The sequence below is a fragment of the Streptomyces sp. AV19 genome (genome assembly GCF_015999245.1).
Taxonomy (GTDB): domain Bacteria; phylum Actinomycetota; class Actinomycetes; order Streptomycetales; family Streptomycetaceae; genus Streptomyces.
Map to the genome: position 1 here is coordinate 429231 of NZ_JAEAMR010000004.1, position 25041 is coordinate 454271.

Below are 25041 nucleotides of genomic sequence, written 5' to 3' on the forward strand. Positions count from 1 at the left end.
GGGGGGGGGGGCGGCCCCCCCCCCCGGGGGGGGGGGGGGGGGGCCCCCCCCCCCCCCCCCGGGGGGGGGGGGGGTTCCGGGGGGCCGGGGGGCCCCCCCCCCCGCCCAACGCGGCGAAGCCGCGTTACGGGCCCCGGGGCTCGCCCCGGAGGAAACGGTGAAAGGGCGGGACAGGGGCTCCCTCCCTCGGCGGGTCCGGATACCCTGGAGGGCGATTCCCTCCCGCCCCCGACCCCGAGGACCGACGAGCGCCGTGTTCGACACCCTTTCCGATCGCCTCGCAGCGACCTTCAAGAACCTCCGAGGCAAGGGGCGCCTCAGCGAGGCGGACATCGACGCCACCGCTCGCGAGATCCGCATCGCCCTGCTGGAAGCGGACGTGGCCCTGCCGGTCGTCCGCGCCTTCATCAAGCAGGTGAAGGAGAGGGCCACGGGCGAAGAGGTCTCGCGCGCCCTCAACCCGGCGCAGCAGGTCGTCAAGATCGTCAACGACGAGCTCGTCGGCATCCTCGGCGGCGAGACCCGCCGCCTCCGCTTCGCCAAGACCGCCCCGACCGTCATCATGCTCGCCGGTCTCCAGGGTGCCGGTAAGACGACCCTCGCCGGAAAGCTCGGTCTCTGGCTGAAGAAGCAGGGGCACAGCCCGCTGCTCGTCGCCTGTGACCTCCAGCGCCCCAACGCCGTCAACCAGCTGAGCGTCGTCGCCGAGCGCGCCGGCGTCGCGGTCTACGCGCCGCAGCCGGGCAACGGCGTCGGCGACCCGGTCCAGGTCGCCAAGGACTCGATCGAGTACGCCAAGTCCAAGGTCCACGACATCGTCATCGTGGACACCGCCGGCCGCCTCGGCATCGACACCGAGATGATGCAGCAGGCCGCGGACATCAAGGCCGTCGTCACCCCGGACGAGACGCTGTTCGTCGTCGACGCCATGATCGGCCAGGACGCCGTCAACACCGCCGAGGCGTTCCGCGACGGCGTCGGCTTCGACGGCGTCGTGCTCTCGAAGCTCGACGGCGACGCCCGCGGCGGTGCCGCGCTCTCCATCGCGCACGTCACCGGCAAGCAGGTCATGTTCGCCTCCAACGGCGAGAAGCTGGACGACTTCGACGCGTTCCACCCGGACCGCATGGCGTCCCGCATCCTCGACATGGGCGACATGCTCACCCTGATCGAGAAGGCCGAGCAGACCTTCAGCCAGGCCGAGGCCGAGAAGATGGCGGCCAAACTGGCGAAGGGCCCCAAGGAGTTCACGCTCGACGACTTCCTGGCGCAGATGGAGCAGGTCCGGAAGATGGGCAGCATCTCCAAGCTGCTCGGCATGCTGCCCGGCATGGGGCAGATCAAGGACCAGATCAACAACCTCGACGAGCGCGACGTCGACCGCACCGCCGCGATCATCAAGTCGATGACCCCGGCCGAGCGCCAGGACCCGACGATCATCAACGGCTCGCGCCGGGCCCGCATCGCCAAGGGTTCGGGCGTGGACGTCAGCGTCGTCAAGCAGTTGGTCGAGCGGTTCTTCGACGCCCGCAAGATGATGTCGCGCATGGCCCAGGGCGGCGGCATGCCGGGAATGCCGGGCCTGCCCGGCATGGGCGGCGGCGCGGGCAAGAAGAAGAAGCAGCAGAAGCAGGGCAAGGGCAAGCGGCAGAGCGGCAACCCGATGAAGCGCAAGGCCGAGGAGGCGGCGGCCGCCGCCCGCCGCGAGGAGGCCGCGGCCAACCCGCTGGGCCTGCCCTCGGGTGATGACGCGAAGAAGTTCGAACTCCCCGACGAATTCAAGAAGTTCATGGGCTGAGACCCGTGGAAGGAAAGCCCCCGGCCCGCGGTCGGGGGCTTTTCGCTGTCCGACGCTACGTCACCCGGGCGACGAGATAGCGGAACACATTCGGCATCCACACCGTTCCGTCCCCGCGCAGATAGGGGTGGACGGCCTCGGTGAGTTCCTTGGACACCTGCTCCTGGTCGGTGGTGCGCGCCGCCGCGTCGAACGCCCCCGTGGACAGCAGGCCGCGGACCGCGCTGGCCAGATCGGCGTAGCCGTACGGGCAGGCCACCCGCCCCGAGCCGTCCGGCCGCAGGCCCGCCAGCCGGGCCAGGTCCTCCAGGTCGTCCCGCCCGTTGGGGCGCCAGTGGGCGGCGGTGGACATGGGATCGGCGAGCCGCGCCGCGACCCGCAGGGCGCCGGAGGCCGCGCAGCGCTCCGGCGGCCCCCAGCCGGCCAGGACGACGGGCGCTCCGCGCCGGGCCCGGGCGGCGGCCCGGGCGAGGGCGGCCGCCATGTCGCGCGTGGTGCCGTCCGCGCAGTAGAGCGGGTCGAAGGCGGTGACCAGGGTGAACGGCCGGTCGTCGGGGTCCGCGACGTCGTCGGGGCCGGTGCCGAGGCGGGCCGTCGCGGCGGCCGGGTGCGCCGCCAGCCGCTCCCGGGCGAGGTCGAGCCGGCGCTCGTCGGTGTCGACCCCGCTGACGCGGGCGCCGCGGGCGGCCGCCATCAGCAGGGCGAGGCCGGAGCCACAGCCCAGGCTCAGCAGCCGGGTGCCGGCGTCGACTTCGAGCCGCTCGTAGACCGCTTCGTAGAGCGGAACGAGCATGCGTTCCTGGATTTCCGCCCAGTCGCGGGCCCGCGACCGGGGCGGCGACGGGGACGGCCGCTGCCGTCGCACGAGCGTAGGTGTCATCGCATGCGCCCCAATCCGCCGAAATTCGGTGTCCTGGCCGAAGTGCCGCCCCCCACGTGCTGTCGTGCGCGCTGCCGAAACATCCCCCGGAGCCAGGGAACCCCGCATCCGCCCACGAGTCCAGGGGCCAGGCGCAGATACGTTCCCGTCCGCCCGCGATGGCATGTGCCGCCGCACACCGCATGAGATGGATACCCAGCCGCAAACCCTGAACGGGCCGGGAAGGCGGGGTTGCGCCAAGGACGATTCACACTCGGCGGGGCGGGGCCCGTACCATTCGCACCATGGCAAAGGCTCCCATTCTCACTCCGCAGGCGGAAGACTTCCCGCGCTGGTACCAGGACCTGATCAACAAGGCCGAACTGGCCGACAACGGCCCGGTGCGCGGCACCATGGTCATCCGCCCGTACGGGTACGGGCTGTGGGAGCGCATGCAGCAGGAGATGGACGCCCGGATCAAGGACGCGGGCGCCTCCAACGCGTACTTCCCGCTCTTCATCCCGCAGTCGTACCTGACGCGGGAGGCGGAGCACGTCGAGGGCTTCGCCCCCGAGCTCGCGGTCGTCACCCACGGTGGTGGCAAGGAGCTGGAGGAGCCGGTCGTCGTCCGGCCGACCTCCGAGACCATCATCAACGAGTACTTCTCCAAGTGGGTGCAGAGCTACCGCGACCTGCCCCTGCTGATCAACCAGTGGGCCAACGTGGTGCGTTGGGAGATGCGTCCGCGCGTCTTCCTGCGGACCAGCGAGTTCCTCTGGCAGGAGGGCCACACGGCGCACGCCACCTACGAGGACGCGCGCGACTACGCCGCGCGCATCCACCGCGACGTGTACTACGACTTCATGGTCAACGTCCTGGGCATCGACGTGGTGCTCGGCCGCAAGACGCCCAAGGAGCGCTTCGCGGGCGCGATCAACACCCTCACCCTCGAGGGCATGATGGGCGACGGCAAGGCGCTGCAGCTGGGCACCAGCCACGAGCTGGGCCAGAACTTCGCCAAGGCGTTCAACACCTCCTACCTGTCGAAGGACGGCAAGCAGGAGCTGGTCTGGCAGACCTCCTGGGGCGTCTCGACCCGCATGGTCGGCGGCCTGATCATGTCGCACGGCGACGACAAGGGCCTGCGCGTCCCGCCGCGCCTCGCGCCGGTCCAGGCCGTCGTCCTGGCGATCAAGGGCGACGAGGCCGTGCTCGCCAAGGTCCGGGAGATCGGCGACGTGCTCAAGGCCGCGGGCGTCCGCGTCCAGGTCGACGACCGCACCGACACCCCGTTCGGCCGCCGCGCGGTGGACTGGGAGCTCAAGGGCGTTCCGGTGCGCATCGAGATCGGCCCGCGCGACCTGGAGAACGGCACCGCGATGCTCGCCCGCCGCATCCCCGGCGGCAAGGAGCCGGTGCGCATCGACGAGCTGGCCGCGCTGCTCCCCAAGGTCCTGGAGGAGGACCAGGAGCTGCTGCTGCGCCAGACCCGCGAGCGCCGCGAGTCCCGCACCTCGGACGTGACCACGCCGGCGCAGGCCGCCGAGGCCGCGCTCGCCGGCGGCTGGGCGCGCATCCCGTGGGCGACGCTGGGCGCCGAGGGCGAGGCGAAGCTGGCCGAGCAGGCGGTGACGGTGCGCTGCCTGGTCACCGAGGACGGCGGAGTGCCGGACGCGGACGACGAGCCGGGCGCGATCGCGATCGTCGGCCGCTCGTACTGAGGCGGGACGGGCCCGGGGGTGCCCCGGGCCCGTTGCTGACCCATGAGTCAGGTTCGCCCCGGGTTGCCGGCGGCTGCTCGCATAGCGAGGGATACTGACTGGTACGTGCAAAATATTTGGGATGGCCCGGTATCGGAACACCGGGCCGTCCCCACTCGTTGTCACGACGTGAGCACGACACCACCTGTTCTCGCCGCAGAGCTGGCGCAGGCGTGGGCCGACATTCAGCGGTTCCACCCCGAGCTGCCGGATCTCGCCGCGCCCGAATCGTTGATCGGGGAGTCGTCGTCCGCGTGCGGCGCCGAGCTCTCCTTCGAAAGGCTGCTGCACGAGGCAGTGCACGGCATCGCGGCCGCCCGCGGTGTCCGGGACACCTCACGCGCCGGCCGCTACCACAATCGCCGGTTCCTGGCGATCGCCGAGGAACTGGGGCTCGACCACAGCGACGAGCCGCATCCCAGCAGCGGCTTCTCCCTGGTCGTGCTCACCCCGGAGGCGCGCAAGCGCTACCGTCCGACGATCGACAGACTCCAGCGCGCGCTCAAGGCGCACACGGTGGCCACCGCGGCCGACACCTCGCGCTCCTTCCGCGGCCCGGCCGCGCGGCACGGGTCCTCGGGCGGCGGGGTGCGGGTGAAGGCCGTGTGCGAGTGCGGGCGCAACGTCCGCGTCGTGCCGTCCGTGCTCGCCCAGGCGCCGATCATGTGCGGCGGCTGCGGCCAGCCGTTCCGCATCCCCGAGGCGATGTCCGTGGGGTGATCGAACCCGGGTCGGCGCGGTCCGGAGCGTGTGGCACAATAGGGGGCTGTACTCGACAGTCGCACAGGACCCCTCTCTCCTCCGGCTGACGCGTCCATCGGGCACCCCGAGTACCGCAACCCCACGTGGCATCCCGTTGTGCCCCACCACGTCAAGACCAGGAGACACCACTCCAGTGGCAGTCAAGATCAAGCTGAAGCGTCTGGGCAAGATCCGTTCGCCTCACTACCGCATCGTCGTCGCCGACTCCCGCACCCGCCGTGACGGCCGGGCCATCGAGGAGATCGGTCTGTACCACCCGGTGCAGAACCCCTCGCGCATCGAGGTCAACTCCGAGCGCGCGCAGTACTGGCTGAGCGTCGGCGCCCAGCCGACCGAGCCCGTCATGGCCATCCTGAAGGTCACCGGCGACTGGCAGAAGTTCAAGGGCCTGCCCGCCCCGGCCCCGATGCTCGTGGCCGAGCCGAAGGACAAGCGCGCCGCGTTCGAGGCGTTCACCAAGGCCCTCGAGGCCAACGAGGCGAAGGGTGAGGCCATCACCCCGAAGGCCAAGAAGTCGGAGAAGAAGGACGAGGCCGCCGAGGCTGCCGGGTCCGCCGAGTCGACCGAGGCCTGAGCATGCTTGAGGAGGCCCTTGAGCACTTGGTCAAGGGCATCGTCGACAACCCCGACGAGGTGCAGGTTGCCTCGCGCAACCTGCGCCGCGGGCGCGTGCTGGAAGTCCGGGTCCACCCGGACGACCTCGGCAAGGTGATCGGCCGCAACGGCCGCACCGCCCGCGCGCTGCGCACCGTCGTGGGCGCCATCGGCGGCCGTGGCATCCGGGTCGACCTCGTCGACGTGGACCAGGTCCGCTGACGAGCGGCAGAGCACCGGCACGGGCCGGGAAGGGTTCTCCTTCCCGGCCCGTTGTCGTCTGTACAGAGACAGTGAGAAGGAACGAATCGTGCAGCTCGTAGTGGGCAGGATCGGCCGGGCCCATGGCATCAAGGGTGAGGTCACCGTTGAGGTGCGGACGGACGAGCCCGAGCTGAGGCTGGGGCCCGGGGCCGTGCTGATGACGGATCCCGCGGGCCGGGGACCGCTGACCGTCGAGAGCGGCCGGGTGCACAGCGGGCGCCTGCTGCTGCGGTTCACCGGCGTCGCCGACCGCAACGCGGCCGAGGCGCTGCGCAACACCGTCCTGATCGCCGACGTGGACCCGGACGAGACGCCCGAGGACCCCGAGGAGTTCTACGACCACCAGCTGGTCGACCTGGACGTCGTCACCCTCGACGGCAAGTCCGTCGGACGGATCTCCGAGATCGCCCACCTGCCGTCCCAGGACCTGTTCATCGTGGAGCGGCCCGACGGCGGCGAGGTGATGATCCCCTTCGTCGAGGAGATCGTCACGGAGATCGACCTGGACGCACAGCGCGCGGTGATCGACCCGCCGCCCGGACTGCTCGACGCCGAGCGGGCCGAGGTCGCCGGGAGCCGCGACGAACAGGGCGGCAACTGATGCGCCTCGACGTCGTCACCATCTTCCCCGAGTACCTCGAACCGCTGAACGTCTCGCTCGTCGGCAAGGCCCGCGCCCGCGGGCAGCTCGACGTGCGCGTCCACGACCTGCGGAACTGGACGCACGACAAGCACAACACCGTCGACGACACCCCCTACGGCGGCGGCCCCGGCATGGTCATGAAGCCCGGCCCCTGGGGCGAGGCGCTCGATACGGTCATCGCCTCGGGCGAGGGCGAGCCCGTGATCGTCGTGCCGACCCCGAGCGGCAAGCCGTTCACCCAGGAGCTGGCCGTCGAGCTGTCCGCCAAGCCGTGGCTGGTCTTCACCCCGGCCCGCTACGAGGGCATCGACCGCCGGGTCATCGAGGAGTATGGCGAGCGGCTCGACGTCCGCGAGGTCTCGATCGGCGACTACGTGCTCGCCGGCGGCGAGGCGCCCGTCCTCGTCATGGTCGAGGCCATCGCCCGGCTGCTGCCCGGCGTGCTGGGCAACGCCGAGTCGCACCGCGACGACTCCTTCGCGCCGGGCGCCATGGCCGACCTGCTGGAGGGGCCCGTCTACACCAAGCCGCCCGAGTGGCGCGGCCGGGGCATCCCGGACGTGCTGCTCAGCGGCCACCACGGCAAGATCGCCCGGTGGCGCAGGGACCAGGCCTTCGAGCGCACGGACCGGAACCGGCCCGACCTGATCGAGCGCGCCGACCCGTCCTCCTTCGACAAGAAGGACCGCGAAATGCTCTCGATCCTGGGCTGGGCCCCGGGGCCGGACGGCCGATTTGGGCGTACCGGTCCGGCCGTGGAAGAATGAGCCGTTGTCCTGCGCCCGGCGCGCGCCCCTGCCACAGGGGGACCGACGTCCGCCGGGGGTGATGGGACATCCACCGATTTCCGTACGATTTCCGTCGATGACCTGTGGCATCGGCGAGGAAGGGACTCCCATGTCCTCTCTGCTCGACAACGTCAACGCCGCGTCGCTGCGCACCGACCTCCCGGCCTTCCGCCCGGGTGACACCGTCAACGTTCACGTCCGCGTGATCGAGGGCAACCGCTCCCGCATCCAGCAGTTCAAGGGTGTCGTCATCCGCCGCCAGGGCGCGGGCGTCAGCGAGACCTTCACGGTCCGCAAGGTCTCGTTCTCCGTCGGCGTCGAGCGCACCTTCCCGGTCCACAGCCCGATCTTCGAGAAGATCGAGCTCGTGACCCGCGGTGACGTCCGTCGCGCCAAGCTGTACTACCTCCGTGACCTGCGCGGCAAGGCCGCGAAGATCAAGGAGAAGCGCGACAACTGAAGTTCCGTCCGGCGTTCCGGCCGGGCCGGATAGGCTCTCGGCCCGATGGACACCGACGTACAGCTTCCGGAGCGCGACCGCTCGCCCGACCCCGTACCGGGGGAGGAGCGAGGGTCGCGCTCCTCGCGTTTTCCGCGTCTTCTGGGTTTCCCGCACCGGGCGTGGCGCTGGATCCGCGGCGGGGGACCGCTGCGCCGGGCGGGGACGCTGCTGGCCGCCTGGCTGGTCTGCGTGCTGCTGGTCAGCAGCTATGTGGTGCAGCCCTTTGTGATCCCGTCCGGCTCGATGGAGAACACGCTCCGGATCGGGGACCGGGTGCTGGTCAACAAGCTCGCCTACGGCTCCGGGGAGCAGCCGCGCCGCGGCGACGTGATCGTCTTCGACGGCACCGGCTCGTTCGTCCAGGACCCGCCGGCCGAGAACGCGGGGACCGCGCTGGTGCGCAAACTCGCCTCGTCCGTCGGCCTGATGGAGCCGGGGCCCACCCACTACGTCAAGCGCGTGGTGGGGGTCGGCGGTGACCGGGTGGTCTGCTGCGACCGCCGGGGGCGGCTCGCGGTCAACGGGCGGACCGTGACGGAGGATTACCTCTTCCCCGGGGACGCGGCGTCGCGGGTGCCCTTCGTCGCCGTGGTGCCCGAGGGGCGGCTGTGGGTGATGGGCGACCACCGCGGCGCGTCCAGCGACTCCCGCGACCACCTGGGGGAGCCCGGCGGCGGCATGGTCCCGGTGGACCGGGTCGTCGGCCGGGTGGACTGGATCGCCTGGCCGGTCGGCCGCTGGACCTCGCTGAAGCGGCCGGACGCCTTCGCGGACGTACCGGAGCCGCGGCCGGACGCCGCGCACGGCGGGGGGCCGAGTGGGGCACCGTAGCCGGGGCCGGCGGCGGGCGGGTTCCTCCGGCGGCGGGCCGGGCGTACCGCCGCCCGCCGGGCCGGGGGGACGGGCGGCCCGGCGGCGGGCCGACCGGCGGATCCGGCGGCGCCGGCGCCGGTCGGTGCTGAAGGAGGCGCCGGTGCTGCTGGGCGTGGCGCTGCTGATCGCCCTGGTGCTCAAGACCTTCCTCGTCCAGGCGTTCGTCATCCCGTCGGGATCGATGGAGCGGACGATCCGGGTGGGGGACCGGGTGCTGGTCGACAAGCTCACCCCGTGGTTCGGGGCCCGGCCGCACCGCGGTGACGTGGTGGTCTTCAAGGACCCGGGGAACTGGCTCGCGGACGAGGGGCCGGAGGCCGGGACGGAGCCGGCGGCGGTCCGGGAGGGCCGCCGGGCGCTGGCCTTCGTCGGTCTGCTGCCGTCCGCGGACGAACGCGACCTGATCAAGCGGGTGGCCGGGGTCGGCGGGGACCGGGTCGCGTGCTGCGACCGGGGCGGCAGGGTCACGGTCAACGGACGGCCGCTCGACGAGCCGTACGTCCATCCCGGGAATCCGCCCTCCGAGCTGCCGTTCGACGTCCGGGTGCCCGCCGGGCGGCTCTTCGTCCTGGGCGACCACCGCTCCGACTCGGCGGACTCGCGCTACCACCTGACCGACCCGGGGCACGGGACCGTCCCGGAGGAGCTGGTCGTCGGGCGGGCGATGGTGATCGCCTGGCCGGTGGGGCACTGGCGGGGGCTGACGGAGCCGGCCGCGTACGCGGCGGCCGGTGACGGACGATCCGGGGCAAAGCGGGGCACTCGTGGAGCAGGAGGAAGGATCCCGACCCCTGAGGAACTCCCGGTCGTTATGGAAGTGGCGGGCCTGCGCGGACGAGCGACAGGCGACAGCGCGGAGTGAGGAGTGGATGTGGGGGATGTGGCGGTCGGCGCCCGGTCCGGCCACGGAGAACCCGAGAAGCGCCCGGAGGGGGCCGGCGAGCCGGCCGCGGGCGGAGCGCCGGACGGACCCGTCTCTCCCGCGCCCCAGGAGTCCCCGGGCGGGACGCCGCCGGCCCCCGGCCCGGACCCGGCCCGTGCCGGAGCGCGGACCAGGAAGGCCGAGGAGCCCAAGAAGCAACGATCCTTCTGGAAGGAGCTGCCGATCCTCGTCGGCGTGGCCCTCGTCCTCGCCCTGGTCATCAAGACCTTCCTCGTCCAGGCGTTCTCCATCCCCTCCGAGTCCATGCAGGACACCCTGCAGAAGGGCGACCGGGTGCTGGTGGACAAGCTCACCCCGTGGTTCGGCTCCGAGCCCGAGCGCGGCGAGGTGGTCGTCTTCCACGACCCGGGCGACTGGCTGAAGGGGGCCCCGGCCGAGGAGTCCGGGCCGGTGTCGGGCGGCGTCCAGAAGGTGCTCAGCTTCATCGGCCTGATGCCCTCCGCCGAGGAGAAGGACCTGATCAAGCGGGTCATCGCGGTCGGCGGGGACACCGTGGAGTGCAAGGGCGGCACCAGCCCCGTCGTCGTCAACGGCAAGGCGCTCGACGAGCCGTACATCTTCCCCGGCGACACCCCGTGCAGCGACAAGCCCTTCGGCCCGGTCAAGATCCCCAAGGGGCGGCTGTGGGTGATGGGCGACCACCGGCAGAACTCGCTGGACTCGCGCTGGCACCAGGACGTCGACCAGGGCACGGTCGCCGTGGACGACGTCGTCGGCCGCGCGATCGTCGTCGCCTGGCCGGTGAACCGCTGGGCCACCCTGCCGGTGCCCGGCACCTTCGACCAGCCCGGGATCAACGCCGCGGCCGCCGCGGCCCCGCCGGTGCTGGGCCTGGCGGGCGCGGTCCCGCTCGTGCTGTGGCGCCGCCGCCGGCTGCTCGCGGCGCAGGCGTCCGCGGTGGGCCGGGGACGGGCCTCCGTACAGGGCTGACGCGGGTCAGTACCCCCGGGTAGGGTGCGACCGGGGTGTCCCGCGGCACCCGGACCGATCGGCTACGCGGTGGGGGACGGGCATGGGCGGAGCGCGACGCCGGGACGGCGGCCGCACGGGCAGGGTGCTGTCCGGGGCGGCTGTGGCCGTCGGCCTTGTGCTTTTCCTCGGCGGATTCCTGTGGGCGGCGCTCGCCTACCGGCCCTACACCGTGCCCACCGACTCGATGACGCCCACCATCGCCCGGGGCGCCCGGGTGCTCGCCGAGCGCGTCGACGGCGCCGAGGTGCACCGTGGTGACGTGGTCGTCTTCCGGAACGAGGTCTGGGGCGATGTCCCGATGATCAAGCGGGTGGTGGGCGTCGGCGGGGACACCGTCGCCTGCTGCGACCGGCGAGGACGGATCACGGTCAACGGCCGCCCGGTCGAGGAACCGTATCTTCAGGGCGCCGGCCCGGCCTCGCCCACCGGCTTCTCCGCCACCGTGCCGGGGGACCGGCTTTTTCTCCTCGGCGACCACCGCGCCGGCTCCGCGGACTCCCGCTCCCACCTCACCGAGGACCAGGGCGCGGTGCCGCGCGGCGCGGTGAGCGCCCGGGTGGAGGCCGTGGCCTGGCCCGCGAACGCCTGGGGCATGCTCGGCCGCCCGGGCTCCTTCGACGCCCTGCCCGGCGGCACCTCGCGGCCCGGCCCGCTCAAGTGGCTGGTGGCCTCCGTCGTCGCGGGCGCGGCGCTCGTCCTGGGCGGTGCGGCGTACGGGCCGCTGGCCCGGCTGCTGACACGGCGACAGGGGCGACAGGGCGGGGCGGTGGTCCCGCATGGCTGAGACGGGCGAGGTGAACCCGCTGCGCAGGGCGGCCCGGGTGGTCCTGCTCGACGACCGCGACCGCGTCCTGCTCCTGCACGGCTACGAGCCCGACGACCCGTCCTACACCTGGTGGTTCACCCCGGGCGGGGGACTGGAGGGCGATGAGGACTGGGAGGAGGCGGCACGCCGGGAACTCGCCGAGGAGACCGGTATCACACAGATCGAACTGGGTCCGCTGCTGTGGCGGCGCACCTGCTCCTTCCCCTTCGACGGACGCCAGTGGGACCAGGAGGAGTACTACTTCCTGGCCCGCACCCGCCAGACCGGCGTCTGGACCGGCGGGGAGACGGAGCTGGAGCGGCGCAGTGTCACAGGGCTGAGGTGGTGGAGCTGCGGGGAACTCCTGGCCACCCATGAGACGGTGTATCCGACCAGGCTCGCCGAGCTGCTGCGCACGCTGCTCGACGAGGGTCCCCCGCCAGTGCCGGTCCGCCTGGAGACGGAACGCGCCTGACGCACAATGGGGGGACGCACGGCTGAAGGGGAACATGCCATGAGCGCCGAGGACCTCGAGAAGTACGAGACCGAGATGGAGCTCAAGCTCTACCGGGAGTACCGCGACGTCGTCGGACTGTTCACATATGTGATCGAGACCGAGCGGCGGTTCTACCTCACCAACGACTACGAGATGCAGGTGCACTCGGTGCAGGGGGAGGTCTTCTTCGAGGTCTCGATGGCCGATGCCTGGGTCTGGGACATGTACCGGCCGGCGCGGTTCGTCAAGCAGGTCCGGGTGCTGACGTTCAAGGACGTCAACATCGAGGAGCTGAACAAGACCGATCTCGACCTTCCGGGTGGCTGAGTTCTCCACAACCGGCGAGTAGTCCACAGATCCGGGCCAAGATCCAAAACTTTCCCCGGGACGCGTCACAGTCGGTGCCGGAGGTGGTGCCGGATGAACGCGCGACGGGCGCTCGGGCGCTATGGGGAGGACCTGGCGGTACGCCGGCTGGCCGAGGCCGGGATGACGGTGCTGGCCCGCAACTGGCGGTGTCGCGAGGGCGAGATCGACGTCGTGGCGCTGGACGGCGACGCGCTGGTGGTCTGCGAGGTGAAGGCCCGCAGGGCCGGGCCGGGCGGACAGCCGGGGCCGTACGAGCATCCGATGGCCGCCGTCACGCCCGGCAAGGCCGAACGGCTGCGCCGGCTCGCCGCCCGCTGGCTGGAGCGGCACGGCGGGCCGCCCCCGGGCGGGGTCCGCATCGACGTGGTGGGCGTGCTCCTGCCCGGCCGGGGCGCGCCCGAGGTCCAGCACGTCAGGGGGGTGGCGTGATGGGCTTCGCCCGCACCTGCTCGGTGGCCCTGGTGGGGGTCGAGGGCGTGGTCGTCGAGGTCCAGGCCGATCTGGAGCCGGGCGTCGCCGCATTCACGCTGGTGGGTCTGCCGGACAAGAGCTTGTCGGAAAGCCGGGACCGGGTCCGTGCCGCGATCGTCAACTCCGGTGCGGAATGGCCCCAGAAGAAGCTCACCGTGGGGCTGAGCCCGGCCTCCGTCCCCAAGGGCGGCAGCGGCTTCGACCTCGCCGTCGCCTGTGCGGTCCTCAGCGCCGCGGAGCGCGTCGACCCGCGTGCGATCGCCGATCTGATGATGGTCGGGGAGCTGGGGCTGGACGGCCGGGTCCGCCCGGTCCGCGGCATCCTGCCCGCCGTGCTCGCGGCGGCCGACGCGGGATACCGGCAGGTCGTGGTTCCGGAGTGCAGCGCGGCGGAGGCGAAGCTCGTCCCCGGCGTCTCGGTGCTCGGCGTCCGCAGCCTGCGCCAGCTGATCGCGGTCCTCACGGACGAGCCCGTGCCGGAGGAGGAGCCGGTGGAGGCGGGCCGGCCCGATCCGCTGCTGGCCGGGCTGACCGTGCCCGGCGTCGGGGCGGGGCTTTCGTACGACGGCCATGCGCCGGATCTCGCCGAGGTCGCCGGCCAGCGCCGGGCCCGCCGGGCGCTGGAGGTCGCCGCCGCGGGACGGCACCACGTCTTCCTGCTCGGCCCGCCCGGGGCCGGCAAGACGCTGCTCGCCGAGCGGCTCCCCGGGCTGCTGCCGTCGCTCACCTCCGAGGAGTCCTTGGAGGTCACGGCCGTGCACTCGGTCGCCGGGACGCTGCCCGCCGGGCAGCCGCTGATCGACCGGCCGCCCTACTGCGCGCCCCACCACTCGGCCTCCATGGCCGCACTCATCGGCGGCGGTTCGGGCCTCCCGAGGCCGGGGGCCGTCTCGTTGGCCCATCGTGGAGTGCTTTTTCTGGATGAAGCACCGGAGTGTTCGCCGCGCGTTCTGGACGCCCTGCGCCAGCCCCTGGAGTCGGGGCAGGTGGTCGTGGCCCGCACCGGCGGGGTGATGCGGCTGCCCGCCAGGTTCCTGCTGGCGCTGGCCGCGAACCCCTGCCCGTGCGGCCGGCACGGCATCGGCGGCGACGGCTGCGAGTGCCCGCCGAGCACGGTGCGGCGCTACCAGGCCCGGCTCTCCGGCCCGTTGCTGGACCGGGTGGACCTGAGGGTGACCGTCGAGCCCGTGGCCCGGACCGAGCTGACCGCGGCCACCGGGCCCGCGGAGTCCACCGCGGAGGTCGCCGTCCGGGTCCGGGCCGCCCGCGAGCGGGCCGCCGCCCGTCTCGCGGACACCCCCTGGCGCACCAACAGCGACGTCCCCGGCCACGAACTGCGCACCCGCTGGCGCCCGGAGCCCGAGGCCCTCGCCGAGGCCGAACGCGACATGGAACGCGGCCTGCTGACGGCCCGCGGCCTTGACCGCGTCCTCCGCGTCGCCTGGACCCTGGCCGACCTTTCCGGCCGGGCCCGGCCGGGCGCCGAGGAGGTGCGCCACGCACTGGAGTTGCGCACGGGGGTGCGCAGGGGAGCTGTTGTGGCGGGGGCGTTGCTGTGAGGGGGGCGGGGGAGAGGCGGGCCCGGTGCGGTGCCCGGGCGGTGGGGGTGACGGGCGGGGCATGGGCGCGGCGGTCCGGCTCGGGGCCGGGGCGCGGGGGCGCGCGGGGCGGCATGGTTCCGGCCGGGTCCGATGCCTGGGGGGCGTCATGAGCGGGTGCGGGCCGGTGCCGGAGGAGGAGCGGCTGGCCCGGGCGGCCCTCACGCGGCTGACCGAGCCGGGGGACGAGCGGGTGGGGCGCTGGGTACGGGAGTTGGGGGCTGCCCGGCTCGTGCGCGGGCTCACGGGGGCGGGGCCGCCGCCCAAGGGGGCCCGTGCCGAGCGGCTCGCCGGGTGCAGGGCCCGGGCCGCGTCCCTGGACCCGGAGCGCGACCTCGCCACCGCCGCCCGGCTCGGCGCCCGGTTCGTCTGCCCCGGCGAGCCCGAGTGGCCGGGCCAGCTCGACGACCTGGGCGACGCCCGGCCGGTGGGGCTGTGGGTGCGCGGCCCGGCGGACCTGCGGCTGTGGGCGCTGCGGTCCGTCGCCGTGGTGGGCGCCCGGGCCTGTACGGACTACGGCTCGCACGTCGCGGCCATCCTCGGCGCCGGGCTCGCCGAGCGCGGCTGGGTCGTCGTCTCCGGCGCGGCGTTCGGAGTTGACGGCGCGGCCCACCGGGGGGCGCTGGCCGCCGGCGGGGCGACGATGGCGGTCCTGGCCTGCGGGGTGGACGTGCCCTACCCGCGCGGGCACGCGGAGTTGATCGCGCGGATCGCCGAACAGGGGGTTGTGCTGGCCGAGTTGCCGCCGGGCGGGCACCCGACGCGGAGCCGGTTCGTCCTGCGGAACCGCGTCATCGCCGCCCTGACGCGCGGCACGGTGGTCGTGGAGGCCGAGTACCGCAGCGGTTCGCTCGTCACGGCCCGCCGGGCGCGGGCCCTCGGCCGGCACACCATGGGCGTCCCCGGGCCGGTCACCTCGGGCCTCTCGGCGGGCGTGCACGAACTCCTGCGCGAGGGCGCCTGTCTGGTGACCGACGCCGACGAGGTCGCCGAACTGGTGGGCGAGATGGGCGAGCTGGCGCCCGAGCGCCGCGGGCCGGCCGTGCCCCGGGACCTGCTCGCGCCGGAGGCGGCCGCCGTGCTGGAAGCCGTCCCCGGCCCGGGCGGCGACATCGGGCGCATCGCCCTCAACGCCGGTCTGAGCAGGGACAGAACGCTCGGCAGGCTCTACGAACTGCACGGCCTCGGCTTCGTCGCGCGCCGGGGCGACCACTGGCGCCCTCTCGCCCCGGCGTCAACATCCGTCACCCCCAAGCCCCTCGGACGGCGCCCCACCGTGCGGCGAGGCGGTGCTTGACCTGGGGCGATCGGGTGAAAGGGTTAAGGCCATGACCGCGGAGGCCACCGGGCCCCGCGCGGGGGCGCCCCCATCGCCGGGCCCTGTACGGTCCCAGGACCCGGCAGCCGTCCGAGAGCACGAGCCGGCGGATCACGGCCGTGCGGACCGTAGGAATCCCGTCGCACACCGCGGTGCACCCGTCTCGCTACGCTACGGGATTCCGGCCCGCGGAGTGATCCTGTCGCACCTGATCCACGTCACAGCAGAACGGCTCAAGACGACGAATGCCCCAGCAACCCTCCGGATCGGACCGCGCGCCGGTACCCCCCGCGGCGCGCGGCGCATCCCGTCCGCCCGCGCCCGCGACGCTCGACGAACTGTGGCGCTCGTACAAGGCGTCGGGTGACGAAAGGCTGCGGGAGCAGCTGATCCTCCACTACTCGCCGTTGGTGAAGTACGTGGCGGGCCGGGTCAGTGTGGGGCTGCCGCCCAACGTCGAGCAGGCGGACTTCGTCTCCTCCGGGATCTTCGGACTGATCGACGCCATCGAGAAGTTCGACCCCGGGCGCTCCATCAAGTTCGAGACCTACGCGATCACCCGCATCCGCGGCGCGATGATCGACGAACTGCGGGCGCTGGACTGGATCCCGCGGTCCGTCCGGCAGAAGGCGCGGGCCGTCGAACGGGCCTACGCGTCGCTGGAGGCCACACTGCACCGCACGCCCTCCGAGGCGGAGGTGGCGGCCGAGATGGACATCGGGCTCGACGAACTCCACGCCGTCTTCAGCCAGTTGTCGCTGGCCAACGTGGTGGCCCTGGAAGAGCTGCTGCACGTCGGCGGCGAGGGCGGCGACCGGCTGAGCCTGATGGACACGCTGGAGGACACCGCGGCGGACGACCCGGTGGAGGTGGCCGAGGACCACGAACTGCGCCGGCTGCTCGCCCGGGCCATCAACACCCTCCCGGAGCGGGAGAAGACCGTCGTGACCCTCTACTACTACGAGGGCCTCACCCTCGCCGAGATCGGACAGGTGCTCGGCGTCACCGAGAGCCGCGTCAGCCAGATCCACACCAAGTCGGTGCTTCAGTTGCGGGCGAAACTGGCGGACGTGGGGCGCTGAGCAGCACCGGCCGGGTCGCTGAATCGTCCCTCCAGCGTCGTCCCGCCCCGCGCGGGTCCGTAAAGTGGGAGCGTGCCCAGGATTCGAGCGGCCTCAGTGGCCGAGCACCGGACGATGCAGCGCGGCGCCTTGCTGGACGCCGCCCGCTCCCTGCTGTCCGAGGGCGGGACGGAGGCGCTGACCTTCCCCGCCCTCGCCGAGCGCACCGGCCTGGCGCGGTCCTCCGTCTACGAGTACTTCCGTTCGCGCGCGGCCGTCGTCGAGGAACTGTGCGCGGTCGACTTCCCGGTCTGGGCGGCGGAGGTCGAGGACGCCATGAACCGGGCGGAGACGCCCGAGGCGAAGATCGAGGCGTACGTGCGACGGCAGCTGGCGCTCGTCGGCGACCGCCGGCACCGGGCCGTCGTCGCGATCTCGGCCGGCGAGCTCGACACGGGCGCCCGCGAGAAGATCCGGGCCGCGCACGGGGGGCTGGTCGCCCTGCTGGGCGAGGCGCTGGTGGCCCTCGGCCACGAGGAGCCGCGGCTGGTCGCGATGATGCTCCAGGGTGTCGTGGACGCGGCGGTGCGGCGGATCGAGCTGGGTGTGGAGGAGCCGGAGCGGGTCGCGGAGGCGGCGGTGGGGATGGCTTTGGGGGGCGTGCGGGGGTGAGGGGGTGGGGGTGTTTTTGCCCCCGGCCCGCCCTTTCACCGTTTCTTCCGGGGCAAGCCCCGGGCCCGGCACCGCGCTTCGCGCGGTGAGCGGGGGCTCCCGCCCCCTGCACCCCTTTTCGCGGCTGCGCCCTGGGCCCCCGACGCGGCTGCGCCCCGGACCCGCAACGCGGCTGCGCCCCGGGCCCGCGAAACGCGGCTCCGCCCGGGGCCCTGTGACGCGGCTGCAGCCCGGCCCTCCAAAATGCTGCAGCCTGACCTCCAAAAGCTGCGGCCTGACCTCCAAAACACGGCTCGCCCCGGCCGCCCAACGCGGCTGCGACTTGGACGCTCAATGCGGCCCGCTCGGCCCTCCAACGCGGCTGTGACCTGGACTTCCAATACGGCTCGCCCCCCGGCCCGCTACGTGGCTCCGCCCTGGCCCTGCGACGTGCTCCGCCCTGGCCCTGCGGCGCGGCTGCGATTTGGCCTCCCAAGCGGCTTGCCCAGCTCCCCATCGCGGCTCCGCCGCGTTCGTCCTCAAGTGCCGTGCGGGCTGGATTTCGCGCCCGGGCGCATGACTCAGCCCGTCCGGCGCTTGAGGACCTCCGCCCGGAGGGCGGACAGGGGTCCGGGGTCTCCCCCGGGAAACGGTGAAAGGGCGGGCCGGGGGAGGACCCACCAGCGGCAGCAGCCGGGACGGCCGGTGTCGGAGCAGGCGCAGCGGGTCCAGGTACTCCCGTCCCCGCAGCAGGCCCCAGTGCAGGCATCCCTCCGGGCAGTGGTGCGGCCCCGGCTCCAGCTCGCCCAGCAACGCACCCGCCGCCACCGTCTCGCCCCGGCGCACGCCGGCCCGTACCGGCTCGTACGTCGTGCGCAGCGGCGGATCCCCCGTCCCCGTGAGCTCCACGGTCACCACCCCGCGCCCCGCGATCGTCCCCACGAAGGAGACCGTGCCCGGCGCGGCCGCCCGGACCGGCGCCCCTGGCCCCGCGGCCAGGTCGACGCCGCGATGGCCCCGGGCCCACCGCACCGGTGGCGGCTCCCAGCCCCGCACCACCCGCGGCCGGCCGCCGTCCGTCCCCGTGACCGGCCAGGTCCGGCCGGGCGCGGGTGCCGGGCCCGCCGCCGCCGGCCACCCGCACCACAGGGCCAGCACGGCGCACACCACGATCACCACTCGTCGTCGCATGACGACCACCGTGGCCGACTCCCGCGTCCCGTGCGGATCTTGGTCCCGATCTGTGGATTACTCGCCGGTTGTGGACAAGGCCGTCACCCGGCCCTTCCCCGGTCCCGTACACTTCTCTTGGCGACCCGGGTGACCGGGTCGACTTCGCACGCCCCGCCACCGGCGCGTCAGACCCTTCCCGGGCAGCGCGGTGGCCGTGTCTCTCGGTCCGTGAGCGGCTCCTTCACCGGGGCGGTCCGCGGCGGACGCGCCGGGGCGTCAGGAGCGGCGGCCGCCCGGTCGCCGTGGAACCGAGTATCACAAGGAGCGCGGCCATGGCCGTCGTCACGATGCGGGAGCTGCTGGAGAGCGGCGTCCACTTCGGTCACCAGACCCGTCGTTGGAACCCGAAGATGAAGCGTTTCATCTTCACCGAGCGCAACGGCATCTACATCATCGACCTGCTCCAGTCGCTGTCGTACATCGACCGCGCCTACGAGTTCGTCAAGGAGACCGTCGCGCACGGCGGCTCCATCATGTTCGTCGGTACGAAGAAGCAGGCCCAGGAGGCCATCGCCGAGCAGGCGACCCGTGTCGGCATGCCCTACGTCAACCAGCGCTGGCTGGGCGGCATGCTCACCAACTTCTCGACCGTCTACAAGCGCCTGCAGCGCCTGAAGGAGCTCGAGCTCATCGACTTCGAGGATGTGGCCGCCTCCGGCCTCACCAAGAAGGAGCTCCTGGTCCTCTCCCGCGAGAAGGCCAAGCTGGAGAAGACCCTCGGCGGCATCCGCGAGATGCAGAAGGTCCCCAGCGCCGTCTGGATCGTGGACACCAAGAAGGAGCACATCGCCGTCGGTGAGGCGCGCAAGCTCCGCATCCCGGTCGTCGCGATCCTCGACACCAACTGCGACCCGGACGAGGTCGACTACAAGATCCCGGGCAACGACGACGCGATCCGCTCCGTCACCCTGCTCACCCGCGTCATCGCCGACGCCGTCGCCGAGGGCCTGATGTCCCGCTCCGGCGTGGCCGAGGCCGGCAAGGGCGACAAGGCCGCCGGCGAGCCGCTGGCCGAGTGGGAGCGCGACCTCCTCGAGGGCGAGAAGAAGGCGGACGAGGCTGCTCCGGCCGCCCCCGCCGCCGAGGCCGAGAAGCCGGCCGCCGAGGCCGAGAAGCCGGCCGCTGACGCCGAGCAGGCCTGATCCCAGGCCGTACCGACGGCGGGGTCGGGAGATCCTGATCCCGCCGTCGCCCGGTGGATCCACGGCCGGGTCCCGTCCGCTGGACGGGAGCCGGCCGTCGTGGTGACCTCAAGACGGACCAGCCCTGCCGGGTGCCGAGCGGCACGGCAGGGCGTAGTGCACAAGAAGGATTTCAACGATGGCGAACTTCACCGCCGCTGACGTCAAGGCTCTCCGTGAGAAGACCGGCGCCGGCATGATGGACTGCAAGAAGGCGCTCGACGAGGCCAATGGTGACCTCGAGAAGGCCATCGAGATCGTCCGCGTCAAGGGCCTCAAGGGCGTCGCCAAGCGCGAGAGCCGCACCACCGAGAACGGTGCCGTCGCCTCCGTCATCGCCGGCGACAACACCTCCGGTGTCATCGTCGAGCTGAAGTGCGAGACCGACTTCGTCGCCAAGGGCGAGAAGTTCGTGGCCGTCGCCGACGCCCTGGCCGCCCACATCGCCAAGTCCGCCCCGGCGGACCTGGAGGCCCTGCTCGCCTCCGAGATCGAGGCCGGCAAGACCGTCCAGGCGTTCATCGACGAGGCCAACGCCACCCTGGGCGAGAAGATCGTCGTGGACCGCTTCGCGTACTTCGCCGGCGGCTTCGTCTCCGTGTACATGCACCGCACCGCCGCGGACCTGCCCCCGCAGGTCGGCGTCCTGGTCGAGCTGGACAAGGAGAACGCCGAGGTCGCCAAGGACGTCGCGCAGCACATCGCCGCGTTCGCGCCGAAGTTCCTCTCCCGCGACGAGATCCCGGCCGAGGTCGTCGAGAACGAGCGCCGCATCGCCGAGGAGACCGCCCGAGCCGAGGGCAAGCCCGAGGCCGCGCTGCCGAAGATCGTCGAGGGCCGCGTCACCGGCTTCTTCAAGGAGTCGGTCCTGCTGGACCAGGCGTTCGCCAAGGACAACAAGAAGTCCGTCCAGAAGGTCCTGGACGAGGCCGGTGTCACGCTGAAGCGCTTCTCGCGCATCCGCGTCGGCGCCTGAGCCGCCCGGCAGGGCAGCGAACGACCGGCGACCCGCTAGGGTCGTACGCAGCCGACCGTCCACCGGCCGGCCGCTGATGTGACGAGGAGGCCATTGCCGCAGAGGGAACCGAAAGGACCCAACCGGCAGTGGCCTTCTTCGTATGTGCACGAGGAGAATTCCAATGAATCAGGGTGCGGACGCGCGCGAGGCCGCCGACGACACGAGCGCCGACCACGGGAAAACCCGCCGGTTCCTGCTGAAACTGTCAGGTGAGGCCTTCGCCGGTGGCGGAGGACTCGGTGTCGACCCCGATGTCGTGCACGCCATCGCCCGCGAGATCGCGGCCGTGGTCCGCGAGGGCTACGAGATCGCCGTGGTCATCGGCGGCGGCAACTTCTTCCGCGGCGCCGAGCTCCAGCAGCGCGGCATGGACCGGGCCCGCTCGGACTACATGGGCATGCTCGGCACCGTGATGAACTCCCTCGCCCTCCAGGACTTCCTGGTCAAGGAAGGCGTGGAGACCCGGGTCCAGACCGGCATCACCATGGGCCAGGTCGCCGAGCCGTTCATCCCGCTGCGCGCCGTGCGCCACCTGGAGAAGGGCCGCGTCGTGATCTTCGGCGCGGGTATGGGCATGCCCTACTTCTCCACCGACACCACCGCCGCCCAGCGCGCCCTGGAGATCCACGCCGAGGCGATCCTCATGGGCAAGAACGGCGTGGACGGGGTCTACGACTCGGACCCGAAGAAGAACCCGAACGCGGTCAAGTTCGACGCGCTCGAGTACGGCGAGGTGCTCTCCCGCGGCCTCAAGGTCGCCGACGCCACCGCCATCAGCCTGTGCATGGACAACAAGCTGCCGATCCTGGTGTTCGAGCTGCTCGCCGAGGGCAACATCGCCCGCGCCGTCAAGGGTGAGAAGATCGGCACGCTCGTGAGCGACCAGGGCACGCGGGACTGACACGCCCCGCAACCGTCCGCCGTGCCCCCGGGACCGTCCGCAGTCCCGGAACCGCCGGCGGACGGCAACTCCGGGCCGTGGGAAGACCTCGGCACGGGGATGGACAACCGCCTGCCGGTCGGACACCGTGCAGGAGAAGACGCGCGCAGGGGCGAGGCTCTGCTTACTGATAACACCAGGAGCAAGTGGTGATCGAAGAGATCCTCCTCGAAGCCGAGGAGAAGATGGAGAAGGCCGTTGTGGTCGCCAAGGAGGACTTCGCGGCGATCCGCACCGGGCGTGCGCACCCGGCGATGTTCAACAAGATCGTGGCGGACTACTACGGTGCGCTGACGCCCATCAACCAGCTGGCGTCGTTCTCGGTCCCCGAGCCGCGCATGGCCGTGGTGACCCCCTTCGACAAGAGCGCGCTGCGCAACATCGAGCAGGCCATCCGCGACTCGGACCTGGGTGTCAACCCGAGCAACGACGGCAACATCATCCGGGTGACCTTCCCCGAGCTCACCGAGGAGCGCCGCCGGGAGTTCATCAAGGTCGCCAAGGGCAAGGGCGAGGACGCGAAGGTGTCCATCCGCTCCATCCGCCGCAAGGCCAAGGACGCGCTGGACAAGCTCGTCAAGGACAAGGAGTCCGGCGAGGACGACGTGCGCCGCGCGGAGAAGGAGCTCGACGACACCACCGCGAAGTACGTGGCGCAGGTGGACGAGCTGCTCAAGCACAAGGAAGCCGAGCTGCTCGAGGTCTGATGAACGACGCATCCTGGGGAGCTCCGTCGCGCGCCGGGCAGTGGGGGGCCGCCGACGGGGTACCCCCGTTCCCGGCGGGTCCCGTGGGCGAAGCGGCCGTGGCGGCGCAGACTCGCCCCATGCCGATCGTGCCCGACGCGGGCGGAGACCAGGACGACCGTGACCAGGGGGCCACGCACCTCGGTGGCCCCCTGTTCCGCGACGAACGCGACCGAGGGGAGCCCGACATCCGGCCGCAGGAGCCCGCCGCCCCCCAGGCGCCCAAGGCGGGCAAGAAGAGCGCGGGACGCGACCTGCGTGCCGCGATAGGGGTGGGACTGGGCCTCGGCGCGGTCATCATCGCCTCGCTGTTCATCTACAAGCCCGTCTTCCTCGGCGTGATCGTGATCGCCGTGGTCGTCGGGCTGTGGGAGCTGACCTCGCGGCTCGCCGAGCGCAAGGGGATCAGGGCGCCCCTGGTGCCGCTGGCCATCGGCGGCGCGGCGATGACCGTCGCGGGGTACGTCAACGGCTCCGAGGGCGCGTTCGTCGCCATGGCCTTCACGGCGCTCGCCGTGCTGGTGTGGCGGATGACCGAGCCGCCGGACGACTACCTCAAGGACGTCACGGCGGGCATCTTCGCCGCGTTCTACGTGCCGTTCCTGGCCACCTTCGTGGCCCTGATGCTGGCCGCGGACGACGGTGCCTGGCGGGTGCTGACCTTCCTGATCCTCACGGTGGTCAGCGACACCGGGGCCTACGCGGTGGGCTGGCGCTTCGGCAGGCGCAAGCTCGCGCCGCGCATCAGCCCCGGCAAGACCCGCGAGGGCCTGGTCGGCGCGGTGCTGTTCGCCATGGTGGCGGGCGCGCTGTGCATGCGGTACCTGATCGACGGCGGGCAGTGGTGGCAGGGCCTGCTGCTGGGCCTGGCGGTCGCGGTCAGCGCCACGCTGGGCGACCTCGGCGAGTCGATGATCAAGCGCGACCTGGGCATCAAGGACATGGGCCGGCTGCTGCCGGGCCATGGCGGGATCATGGACCGGCTGGATTCGCTGCTGCCGACGGCTCCGGTGGTGTGGTTGTTGCTGGTGGCGTTCGTGGGCTCGGGCTGACGCGGGCGGGGCCGGGTCACGGCGCCACGCGGCCGTAGCCGCATATCGGGCGCGGTATGGACCCGCCGGCTTCGCTGCGGTGCCGACCACCCCGGTGGTCCGGCTGCCGCTGGTGGCCTTCGTAGGCGCCTGAGCTGCGTTTTTTCCCGAGCGGGGTCCGTCGTCCACAGGACGGCGGACCCCCTCCGCGCATCTGCGACACTGGATGCATCATGCCTAAGCCCGGAGAACTGACTTTCGTCGCCCCCCGCGGAGCCAAGAAGCCCCCGCGGCACCTCGCCGACCTCTCGCCCGCCGAGCGCAAGGAGGCCGTCGCCGCCATCGGCGAGAAGCCTTTCCGGGCGAAGCAGCTGTCCCAGCACTACTTCGCGCGGTACGCCCACGACCCGGCCCAGTGGACCGACATCCCGGCCGCGGCGCGCGAGAAGCTCGCCGGCGAGCTGCTGCCGGAGCTGATGACCGAGCTGCGCACCATCTCGTGCGACGACGACACCACCCGCAAGACCCTGTGGCGGCTGCACGACGGCAAGCTCGTGGAGTCCGTGCTGATGCGCTACCCGGACCGGGTCACCATGTGCATCAGCTCCCAGGCCGGCTGCGGCATGAACTGCCCGTTCTGCGCCACCGGCCAGGCCGGACTGGACCGCAACCTGTCCACCGCCGAGATCGTCCACCAGATCGTGGACGGCATGCGCGTCCTGCGCGACGGCGAGGTGCCCGGCGGCCCGGCGCGGCTGTCCAACATCGTCTTCATGGGCATGGGCGAGCCGCTGGCGAACTACAAGCGCGTCGTCGGCGCCATCCGCCGGCTGACCGACCCCGAGCCGGACGGCCTGGGCCTGTCGCAGCGCGGCATCACCGTCTCCACCGTCGGCCTGGTCCCGGCGATGCACCGCTTCGCCGACGAGGGCTTCAAGTGCCGCCTCGCGGTCTCGCTGCACGCCCCCGACGACGAGCTGCGCGACACCCTCGTCCCGGTCAACACCCGCTGGAAGGTCCGCGAGGTCCTGGACGCGGCCTGGGAGTACGCCGAGAAGTCCGGCCGCCGGATCTCCATCGAGTACGCGCTGATCCGCGACATCAACGACCAGGCGTGGCGCGGCGACCTGCTCGGCCGGCTCCTCAAGGGCCGCCGGGTGCACGTCAACCTCATCCCGCTCAACCCCACGCCGGGGTCGAAGTGGACGGCCTCGCGGCCGGAGGACGAGCGGGCGTTCGTCGAGGCGATCGCCGCGCACGGGGTGCCGGTGACCGTGCGGGACACGCGGGGCCAGGAGATCGACGGCGCGTGCGGCCAGCTGGCGGCGACCGAGCGCTGAGCGCCCGTTTTCCGCGCACTGATAC

At 72.4% G+C, this 25041-nt stretch carries 27 protein-coding genes; 25 read left to right on the forward strand and 2 right to left on the reverse strand.

Annotated elements, in window-relative coordinates; genetic code table 11:
* Positions 1-253: 253 nt before the first annotated feature.
* Positions 254-1798: a signal recognition particle protein gene (gene ffh, locus I5Q34_RS06720; protein WP_199891218.1), complete on the forward strand. Its 1545-nt coding sequence runs from the start codon at positions 254-256 to the stop codon at positions 1796-1798.
* 55 nt (positions 1799-1853) lie between these two features.
* Here ffh and I5Q34_RS06725 read toward each other — a convergent pair whose 3' ends face one another.
* Positions 1854-2678, reverse strand: coding sequence for a class I SAM-dependent methyltransferase (locus tag I5Q34_RS06725; protein ID WP_199891219.1), 825 nt, complete (start codon positions 2676-2678; stop codon positions 1854-1856).
* Positions 2679-2962: 284 nt separating this feature from the next.
* Here I5Q34_RS06725 and proS point away from each other — a divergent pair, with 284 nt between their 5' ends.
* The 18 genes from proS to I5Q34_RS06815 all read left to right on the forward strand — a co-directional run bounded on the left by proS (position 2963) and on the right by I5Q34_RS06815 (position 17548).
* The gene (gene proS, locus I5Q34_RS06730; protein ID WP_199891220.1) at positions 2963-4378 is read left to right on the forward strand and encodes a proline--tRNA ligase; all 1416 of its coding nucleotides are present in this window, start codon (positions 2963-2965) and stop codon (positions 4376-4378) included.
* Positions 4379-4546: 168 nt separating this feature from the next.
* A complete protein-coding gene (locus I5Q34_RS06735) occupies positions 4547-5137 on the forward strand; it encodes a hypothetical protein (RefSeq protein WP_049717391.1) in 591 nt (196 codons plus the stop codon).
* A 175-nt stretch (positions 5138-5312) separates the two neighbouring features.
* Entirely contained in the window at positions 5313-5753 is a 441-nt protein-coding gene (gene rpsP / locus I5Q34_RS06740) for a 30S ribosomal protein S16 (protein ID WP_199891221.1), read from the forward strand.
* Positions 5754-5755: 2 nt separating this feature from the next.
* Complete coding sequence (locus I5Q34_RS06745) at positions 5756-5995, forward strand: RNA-binding protein (RefSeq protein ID WP_020868149.1); 240 nt, start codon at positions 5756-5758, stop codon at positions 5993-5995.
* Between the two features lie 88 nt (positions 5996-6083).
* On the forward strand, positions 6084-6638 hold the full coding sequence (rimM, locus tag I5Q34_RS06750; RefSeq protein ID WP_199891222.1) for a ribosome maturation factor RimM: 555 nt from the start codon (positions 6084-6086) through the stop codon (positions 6636-6638).
* Positions 6638-7447, forward strand: a complete 810-nt coding sequence (trmD, locus tag I5Q34_RS06755) for a tRNA (guanosine(37)-N1)-methyltransferase TrmD (RefSeq protein ID WP_199891223.1) — start codon at positions 6638-6640, stop codon at positions 7445-7447. Before rimM ends, trmD begins: the two co-directional genes overlap by 1 nt.
* A gap of 130 nt (positions 7448-7577) precedes the next feature.
* The gene (gene rplS, locus I5Q34_RS06760; RefSeq protein ID WP_199891224.1) at positions 7578-7928 is read left to right on the forward strand and encodes a 50S ribosomal protein L19; all 351 of its coding nucleotides are present in this window, start codon (positions 7578-7580) and stop codon (positions 7926-7928) included.
* Positions 7929-7973: 45 nt separating this feature from the next.
* Complete coding sequence (lepB, locus tag I5Q34_RS06765) at positions 7974-8801, forward strand: signal peptidase I (protein ID WP_199891225.1); 828 nt, start codon at positions 7974-7976, stop codon at positions 8799-8801.
* A gap of 142 nt (positions 8802-8943) precedes the next feature.
* A complete protein-coding gene (gene lepB, locus I5Q34_RS06770; protein WP_307811647.1) occupies positions 8944-9705 on the forward strand; it encodes a signal peptidase I in 762 nt (253 codons plus the stop codon).
* A gap of 18 nt (positions 9706-9723) precedes the next feature.
* Positions 9724-10716 carry a signal peptidase I gene (lepB, locus tag I5Q34_RS06775; RefSeq protein ID WP_199891340.1) on the forward strand — a complete coding sequence of 331 codons (993 nt, stop codon included), beginning with the start codon at positions 9724-9726 and terminating at the stop codon, positions 10714-10716.
* 82 nt (positions 10717-10798) lie between these two features.
* Positions 10799-11542: a signal peptidase I gene (gene lepB, locus I5Q34_RS06780; protein ID WP_199891226.1), complete on the forward strand. Its 744-nt coding sequence runs from the start codon at positions 10799-10801 to the stop codon at positions 11540-11542.
* Positions 11535-12038, forward strand: coding sequence for an NUDIX hydrolase (locus tag I5Q34_RS06785; RefSeq protein WP_199891227.1), 504 nt, complete (start codon positions 11535-11537; stop codon positions 12036-12038). The genes lepB (I5Q34_RS06780) and I5Q34_RS06785 overlap by 8 nt, the downstream gene beginning before the upstream one ends.
* A 39-nt stretch (positions 12039-12077) precedes the next feature.
* Positions 12078-12386: a DUF2469 domain-containing protein gene (locus I5Q34_RS06790; protein WP_199891228.1), complete on the forward strand. Its 309-nt coding sequence runs from the start codon at positions 12078-12080 to the stop codon at positions 12384-12386.
* Between the two features lie 93 nt (positions 12387-12479).
* Entirely contained in the window at positions 12480-12857 is a 378-nt protein-coding gene (locus I5Q34_RS06795) for a YraN family protein (RefSeq protein WP_199891229.1), read from the forward strand.
* Complete coding sequence (locus I5Q34_RS06800; protein WP_199891341.1) at positions 12857-14458, forward strand: YifB family Mg chelatase-like AAA ATPase; 1602 nt, start codon at positions 12857-12859, stop codon at positions 14456-14458. Before I5Q34_RS06795 ends, I5Q34_RS06800 begins: the two co-directional genes overlap by 1 nt.
* 148 nt (positions 14459-14606) lie before the next feature.
* Positions 14607-15794 carry a DNA-processing protein DprA gene (dprA, locus tag I5Q34_RS06805; protein ID WP_199891230.1) on the forward strand — a complete coding sequence of 396 codons (1188 nt, stop codon included), beginning with the start codon at positions 14607-14609 and terminating at the stop codon, positions 15792-15794.
* 266 nt (positions 15795-16060) lie between these two features.
* Positions 16061-16897 carry an RNA polymerase sigma factor WhiG gene (gene whiG, locus I5Q34_RS06810; protein WP_199891231.1) on the forward strand — a complete coding sequence of 279 codons (837 nt, stop codon included), beginning with the start codon at positions 16061-16063 and terminating at the stop codon, positions 16895-16897.
* Between the two features lie 114 nt (positions 16898-17011).
* Positions 17012-17548, forward strand: coding sequence for a TetR/AcrR family transcriptional regulator (locus I5Q34_RS06815; RefSeq protein WP_199891342.1), 537 nt, complete (start codon positions 17012-17014; stop codon positions 17546-17548).
* Between the two features lie 330 nt (positions 17549-17878).
* Here I5Q34_RS06815 and I5Q34_RS35970 read toward each other — a convergent pair whose 3' ends face one another.
* Positions 17879-18718 (reverse strand): M23 family metallopeptidase, encoded by an 840-nt coding sequence (locus I5Q34_RS35970; protein WP_199891232.1) that lies wholly within the window; start codon positions 18716-18718, stop codon positions 17879-17881.
* A 314-nt stretch (positions 18719-19032) separates the two neighbouring features.
* Here I5Q34_RS35970 and rpsB point away from each other — a divergent pair, with 314 nt between their 5' ends.
* From rpsB to rlmN, 6 genes are all read left to right on the forward strand, one after another.
* Complete coding sequence (gene rpsB / locus I5Q34_RS06825) at positions 19033-19902, forward strand: 30S ribosomal protein S2 (protein WP_199891233.1); 870 nt, start codon at positions 19033-19035, stop codon at positions 19900-19902.
* Between the two features lie 178 nt (positions 19903-20080).
* Entirely contained in the window at positions 20081-20917 is an 837-nt protein-coding gene (tsf, locus tag I5Q34_RS06830; RefSeq protein ID WP_199891234.1) for a translation elongation factor Ts, read from the forward strand.
* 163 nt (positions 20918-21080) lie between these two features.
* Positions 21081-21860 (forward strand): UMP kinase, encoded by a 780-nt coding sequence (pyrH, locus tag I5Q34_RS06835; protein WP_199891235.1) that lies wholly within the window; start codon positions 21081-21083, stop codon positions 21858-21860.
* Between the two features lie 188 nt (positions 21861-22048).
* Positions 22049-22606: a ribosome recycling factor gene (gene frr, locus I5Q34_RS06840; RefSeq protein WP_199891236.1), complete on the forward strand. Its 558-nt coding sequence runs from the start codon at positions 22049-22051 to the stop codon at positions 22604-22606.
* Positions 22606-23697 (forward strand): phosphatidate cytidylyltransferase, encoded by a 1092-nt coding sequence (locus tag I5Q34_RS06845; RefSeq protein WP_199891237.1) that lies wholly within the window; start codon positions 22606-22608, stop codon positions 23695-23697. The genes frr and I5Q34_RS06845 overlap by 1 nt, the downstream gene beginning before the upstream one ends.
* A 212-nt stretch (positions 23698-23909) precedes the next feature.
* Positions 23910-25016 carry a 23S rRNA (adenine(2503)-C(2))-methyltransferase RlmN gene (gene rlmN, locus I5Q34_RS06850; RefSeq protein WP_199891238.1) on the forward strand — a complete coding sequence of 369 codons (1107 nt, stop codon included), beginning with the start codon at positions 23910-23912 and terminating at the stop codon, positions 25014-25016.
* Positions 25017-25041: the final 25 nt, after the last annotated feature.